Genomic DNA, 6,472 nt, shown 5'->3' with positions numbered 1-6,472 from the left:
CCACCACCGTGCGGCCCTCGACGTCCTTGCCCAGCCCCACGATCATCGGATGGTGCTCGTTGGTCGCGGCCGGCGACCGCAGCACGTCCCCGAGGCTGACGATGTCCTTGTCGACGTTCGGGATCTCGACCCCTATGGCCGACTTGCCGGGGATCGGGGAGATGATCCGGACATCGGCGCTCTTGACCGCGTACGCGATGTTGCGGGTCAGCGCGGTGACCTTCTCGACCTTGACCGCCGGGCCCAGCTCGATCTCGTACCGGGTGATCGTCGGCCCCCGGGTGAACCCGGTGACCTGCGCGTCGATGTCGAACTGCTCCAGCACCCCGCTGAGCGCCTTGACCACCGTGTCGTTGGCCTTGGTCCGCGGCTTGGAGATGCTGCCGGGCCGCAGCTGCGCCGGATCGGGCAGCTCGTAGATCTCCCCGGACGACGACAGCGGCAGCTGCTCCACGCGGCGCGGCGCCGGTGTCGGGTCGGGGGTCTTGCGGCCGGGCGGTTCGACGATCGTCACCGGCTCGGCGTCGTCCACGTCGCCGGGCTCGGGCGGCGGGCCTTCGGGACCGAACGGATCAGGCTCGAAGAGCTCGTCGGCCAGATCGCGGGTGCCCTTGCCCTTCTTGGCCGGCTCCTCCTCCAGCACGGGCGTGTCGTACGGCCGGGAGTGCTCACCGACCTCCAGCTCGCCCTCGCCGGGCTCGCCACCGTCGGCGTCGGCGTCCTTCTTGGACTTGCGGCGCCGCTTGGGCTTGGGCGCCGCCTCCTCGATCCCGGCGGCGTCGCCGGTCTCCGGTGCGGGCCGCGACGGGCGGCCCTGGAGCGTGGCGACGGCCCACAGGTCGGTGACGCGCTCGGGCACGCGGGCGATCGGGGTCGCGGTCACGACCAGCAGCCCGAAGCCGGACAGCAGGATCAGCAGCGGCACGGCCACCCAGCCGCTCAGCGCCGTCTCCAGCGGGGCCGACGACAGCCAGCCGACCACTCCGCCGGCCTCCCGTACCCCGGCCATGTCGCGGGCCGGAGCGGGCCCGCCGGCGGCGATGTGCACGACGCCCATCACGCCCACGCCCAGCGCGGTCAGCCCGATGACGATGCGGCCGGTGTCCTCGTTGTGCTCGGGATGCCGCAGCGTGCGCCAGGCGAGCACGGCCAGCAGCACCGGCAGCGCCATCGCCATCACGCCCAGCCCGCCGCGGACGACCTGCTCCAGCGCGACCGTCACGACGCCGTCGGGCCGGAACCAGGTGACCGACGCCAGCACGATCGCGGTGCCCAGCAGCGCCAGCCCGAGCCCGTCGCGCTGGTGCTCGGCGTCCAGCCCGCGGGCACCGCGGCCGTAGGCGCGGAAGACCGACCCGACCGCCACCGCGGCCAGATGGTAGAGCTTGAAGATCAGCTTGAAGAAGCCGACGAACAGCTGCGGGATCGGATCGGGCTTCCGCGGGGGGCGCCCCTTGCCGGAGCCGCGGCCCCCGCCCCCGGCGCCGCCTCCCTTGGCGGCGCCGCTGGGGCGCTTGCGGGCGGCCGTGCCCGCGGGCTTGCGGGCACCACCGGCGCCGGACCGGGTACGGGACGACGCCTTCGCTCCCCCGGACGCACGTGTGGCCATGCTGATGAGACTAACCAAGGACCCTGCCGGTTCCCGGAAGGCGGGGCGGCGTGTTGCCTGACCCGGAAACGCCCAGTCTGTCCGGAAAACCAGCCTGTCCGGAATGCTAGATCTCCACGACCACCGGGATGATCATCGGGCGGCGGCGGTAGTTGTCGCTGACCCACTTGCCCGCCGTACGGCGCACCAGCTGGTTGAGCTGGTGCAGGTCGTTGACGCCGTTGGCGCCGGTCTCCTGTACGACGGCCTCGATCCGCTGAATGATCTCGGCGAAGTCCTCGTTCTGGATACCGGCCCCGCGGGCGTGCACCTCCGGGCCCACCACGATCTTGCCCGAGGTCGAGTCGATCCCCACCACGATGGAGATGAAGCCCTCCTCGCCCAGGATCCGGCGGTCCTTCAGCGAGGTCTCGGTGACCTCGCCGACCGACAGCCCGTCGACGTAGACGTACCCGGCCGGGACCGCGCCGACGATCGAGGCGTGACCGTCCACCAGGTCGACCACCACGCCGTCCTCGGCGATGACGATGTTGTCGTCGGGGACACCGGTGAGCGCGGCCAGCTTGGCGTGCGCCCGCAGGTGCCGCCACTCGCCGTGGATGGGCATGAAGTTGCCCGGCTTGGTCATGTTGAGCACGTACAGCAGCTCGCCCGCCGGCGCGTGCCCGGAGACGTGCACCAGCGCGTTGCCCTTGTGCACCACGCGGGCGCCCCACCGGGTGAGCCCGTTGATGACCCTGTTGATCGAGGTCTCGTTGCCCGGGATCATCGACGAGGCCAGCATCACCGTGTCACGCTCGGTGATCCGGATCTGGTGGTCGCGGTTGGCCATCCGGGAGAGCGCCGACATCGGCTCCCCCTGCGACCCGGTGCAGACCAGCACCAGCCGGTCGGGCGCCACGTCGTCGAGCTGCTTGGCGTCGACCATCAGCCCTTCGGGCACGGTCAGGTAGCCGAGCTCGCGGGCGACGCCCATGTTGCGCACCATCGAACGGCCGACGAAGCACACCTTGCGCCGGTTGGCCACCGCCGCGTCCAGTACCTGCTGGACCCGGTGGATGTGCGAGGCGAAGCAGGCGACGATGATCCGCTCCTGCGCCGTACGGAACACATCGTCGATCACCGGGCCGATGTTGCGCTCGCTGGTGACGAACCCGGGGACCTCGGCGTTGGTGGAGTCGGACATCAGCAGATCGATGCCCTCGGCGCCCAGCCGGGCGAACCCGCCCAGGTCGGTCAGCCGGCCGTCCAGCGGCAGCTGGTCCATCTTGAAGTCGCCGGTGCCCAGCACCAGGCCCGCCGGCGTGCGGATCGCGACCGCCAGCGCGTCGGGGATGGAGTGGTTGACCGACAGGAACTCGCAGTCGAACGTCCCGAAGGAACGCCGGTCGCCCTCCTTGACCTCCACCGTGACCGGCTTGATCCGGTGCTCGGTGAGCTTGGCCTCCAGCAGCGCCAGCGTCAGTTTGGATCCCACCATGGGGATGTCGGGCCGTTCCCGCAGCAGGTAGGGAACCGCCCCGATGTGGTCCTCGTGACCATGGGTCAGGACGACCGCCTCGATCTTGTCGAGGCGATCTCGGATGTACTCGAAATCGGGCAGGATCAGGTCGATGCCGGGCTGCTCGGTCTCCGGGAACAGCACGCCGCAGTCGACGATCAGCAGCCGCCCGCCGAACTCGAAGACGGTCATGTTGCGGCCGATCTCCCCCAGCCCGCCCAGCGCCACGATGCGCAGGCCGTGCTCGGGCAGTGCCGGCGGAGATGAGAGCCCCGGATGAGGATGACTCACCGGGCGACCTCCGGGATGGTGACCTCAGGCACTTTGACTCCCCCTATCGTCAGATCTTCGCGCAGGCGCGCCGCGAACTCCAGCGAGGCGTCGACCAGCGGTGCGCGCACCGTACCGCCCGGCAGCCCCAGCAGGTTCAGCGCGGCCTTGACGGCGATGGCGCCCTGCGTACGGGTCATGATCGCCGTGACGACGGGTAGCAGCCGCCGATGGATCCGCTGCGCCCGTTCCCGGTCGCCGGCGAGATACGCGTCGATCATCTCATGAAGGTCGGCGCCCACGACATGCCCGACCACGCTGACGAACCCGACCGCCCCCACCGACAGCCACGGCAGGTTGAGCGTGTCGTCCCCCGAATAGAAGACCAGATCGCTCTCGGCCATCACGACCGAGCCCGCGAACAGGTCCCCCTTGGCGTCCTTGACCGCCACGATGCGCGGGTGGTCTCCCAGCCGCAGCAGCGTCTCGGTGAGGATCGGTACCCCCGAGCGCCCGGGAATGTCGTACAGCAGGTTGGGCAGCCCCGAAGCGCTCGCCACCTCGGTGAAGTGGCGCAGCAGCCCCTCCTGCGGAGGCTTGTTGTAGTACGGCGTGACCACCAGCAGCCCGTCGGCGCCCGCGTCCTCGGCGGCCCGCGCGAGGCTCCTGCTGTGCGCCGTGTCGTTGGTCCCGGCCCCCGCCACGATGACGGCCCGGTCACCGACCGCGTCGATCACCGTACGCAGCAGCCGATCCTTCTCGGCGTCGCTCGTCGTCGGCGACTCGCCCGTCGTCCCGTTGATGACGAGGCCGTCATGGCGCTGCTCGTCGACCAGATAGGTCGCCAGGCGCGCGGCTCCGTCGTAGTCGACCCCACCGTCGGGCCGGAACGGCGTGACCATTGCGGTCAGCATCCTCCCGAAGGGAGCGCCGCTGATTGTGCTGGGTGCCATAACCCGAACGGTACCGCCCTGTTCATCGCGTTCGCGAGCGGCGGCCTCACCTGGGCCGACGCCTCACCCGGCACATCCTTCAGGAACCGGCGTCCCGCCCTCCCCCGGACGGAAAACTTCCGGCAACGACCAGCACAGGGCGCAGAACGCAACACCAAAGCCCGAACAACCCACAAGACCCAGAAGCCCCCACATCGATCAAGAAACCCCCACCACACGGCGCCGACGACTCGTGGCGTGTTCGCCCGGATCACCCGGCGGTGAAGGCGGACACGCCACGACTCAACCGGAGAGGGGGGACGTCCACGGCCCGGCAAGCTCAGCAGGCACCTCAGCCCGAGCGGACCCCCAGGCGTGCGAGCGCGCCCGAAGGCCCGGCACGAGATCGAAGCCGAAGGCGAGATCGAGGGCTGATCGCGAAGCGATGCAAGCGCGAGCCGCTTGTGCGACAAGCGACGAGCCGCCAGGCGAGGAGCGCGGCTCGCACAAGCAATAAAGGAGAGCCGCCCGCCACACGCTCGGGGGTACGCGTGGCGGGCGGCTTCTCTGTCCACATCGTGGCACGCAAATGCCGCGTTACGGGGTCAGTCCGGCTACTTCCCGGACTCGGTTGGATAACGCGCCGCTGACCTGCGCTAGCTCGTTTCGGTCAGCTCATTAAGGCGCGCGCGCAGTTCGTCGACGTCGGGTGTGCGCACGAGTTCGTTGCCGCGGACGGCCCACCAGTGGCCGGAGCCGCCGCGGCCGATCCGCCACCCGGCGAACTCGGCCGAAAGCTCGGTCAGGCGGTCGGACTCCTGCCACGCGATCCGCTGAATGCCCATCGGCCTCGCTCCCCCACTCCGTTCCGGTGCCATCCCTGATGGTCTTGTGGTGGCGTACCCGCGGCACGGGTCCACCCAACAAGGATTTGACCTGCGCGAAGACAAGAATGGGAACGTGGCATGCCAGGTACCGACAAAGCCAAATTAATCTGACCCGTCCGGCAGCCAGTTGGCCCTGTACAACCGCCATTCGTCCGGTACGGTCGTCCACCCCGCGTAGATGCCGACGCCGTACGGGCGGGCCGGCGGGCGGTCGAGTGCGTCCAGGCCCCTGCGGACGCCGCGCAGGGCGACGGGCAGGTCCTCGGCCCAGTCCATCAGCGGCCGGTACGTGGGGATCCCCATGAACACGGTGGTGCGGTCGCCGATGAGGCGGAGGGTCTGCTCGGTGTGCCAGGCGAAGTGCCGGCCGGCCAGCGACTTGGTGGGCAGCGACACGTCGTAGGTCATGATCGCGACCTGGTCGGACCGGTCGGCGATGGCGCGCAGGAAGTCCTTGGTGGGGCGCGGCGGGTAGTGCAGCTGTCCCCAGCCGCGCGGGATGAACGCCCGGTAGACCGGCTGGGCCCGGTCGACGAGGGTGAGCTGCTCGATCGCCACCGAGAGCAGCTTGCCGCGCGAGCGGGTCAGTTCCCTGGTCCTGTCCAGCAGGGTGAGGAACGCCTGGTCGTCGGGGTAGATCGGCTCGAAGTCGTAGTGGATGCCGTCGAAGCCGAGGTCCAGGAAGATCTCGTCGGTCTTCAGCACCCGCTGCCGTACGGCCGGATCGTCCAGGTCGGTGACGCCGTGGCCCTCGACCTTGCGGATCTGCCCGAGGTAGGCCTGCGCGCGCACGCCGGGCGCGTGCTCGCGCATGGCCTCGACCAGCCGCCGGGCGTTGCGGTACTTGGCGGGCGGGACGGTGCCGTCGGCCTCGAACGGCCCGGCGTGGAAGAACACGTCGGTGATCTCGTTCTCGCGGAGCAGCCCGCCGAGGTCGCGGTACTCCTGCTCGCTGTGCGTCTCCCCCACCCACTGGTGCCGGGCCCACAGCGCGTTCGCCGTCGTCCCCGGCGCCTCGGGTTCGGGCTGCCACCAGACCCAGACGCCGGCCGGCAGCAGCGCCACGAGCCCGAACCCGTACGCCACCGTCCAGCCGACCCATCGAACGAACCGCCTCATCCACGACATCCGGCAATGATCCCCCACGTCGACTCGTCCCGGCCGATGCGCTGGAACATCTCCCCGAACACCGGGTGGCGCGTACCGGACGCCATCCCCCGGAACAGGGTGGACGCCGCCATCTCGCCCATCATGAAACTGGTGAACAGCACGG

5 protein-coding genes are annotated in these 6,472 nt (G+C 70.2%); all 5 read right to left on the bottom strand.

The features are described from left to right. The coding region (locus ACH34Q_RS46815; RefSeq protein ID WP_395989746.1) for a DNA translocase FtsK 4TM domain-containing protein at positions 1 to 1,609 on the bottom strand (1,609 nt) is incomplete at its 3' end. A gap of 106 nt (positions 1,610 to 1,715) precedes the next feature. Further along, positions 1,716 to 3,401: a ribonuclease J gene (locus ACH34Q_RS46810; protein WP_395989745.1), complete on the bottom strand. Its 1,686-nt coding sequence runs from the start codon at positions 3,399 to 3,401 to the stop codon at positions 1,716 to 1,718. After that, positions 3,398 to 4,333 (bottom strand): 4-hydroxy-tetrahydrodipicolinate synthase, encoded by a 936-nt coding sequence (gene dapA / locus ACH34Q_RS46805; RefSeq protein WP_395989744.1) that lies wholly within the window; start codon positions 4,331 to 4,333, stop codon positions 3,398 to 3,400. Before dapA ends, ACH34Q_RS46810 begins: the two co-directional genes overlap by 4 nt. A 635-nt stretch (positions 4,334 to 4,968) precedes the next feature. Continuing rightward, positions 4,969 to 5,157 (bottom strand): hypothetical protein, encoded by a 189-nt coding sequence (locus ACH34Q_RS46800; RefSeq protein WP_395989743.1) that lies wholly within the window; start codon positions 5,155 to 5,157, stop codon positions 4,969 to 4,971. A gap of 144 nt (positions 5,158 to 5,301) precedes the next feature. Continuing rightward, positions 5,302 to 6,318, bottom strand: a complete 1,017-nt coding sequence (locus ACH34Q_RS46795; protein ID WP_395989742.1) for a hypothetical protein — start codon at positions 6,316 to 6,318, stop codon at positions 5,302 to 5,304. Between the last annotated feature and the right edge of the window lie 154 nt (positions 6,319 to 6,472).

Origin of the sequence: Actinomadura sp. 9N407 (genome assembly GCF_044326315.1) — a bacterium.
Lineage (GTDB): Bacteria > Actinomycetota > Actinomycetes > Streptosporangiales > Streptosporangiaceae > Spirillospora.
The sequence above is the reverse complement of the archived record's forward strand: the minus strand, read 5'-3'. Positions and strand labels throughout refer to the sequence as shown.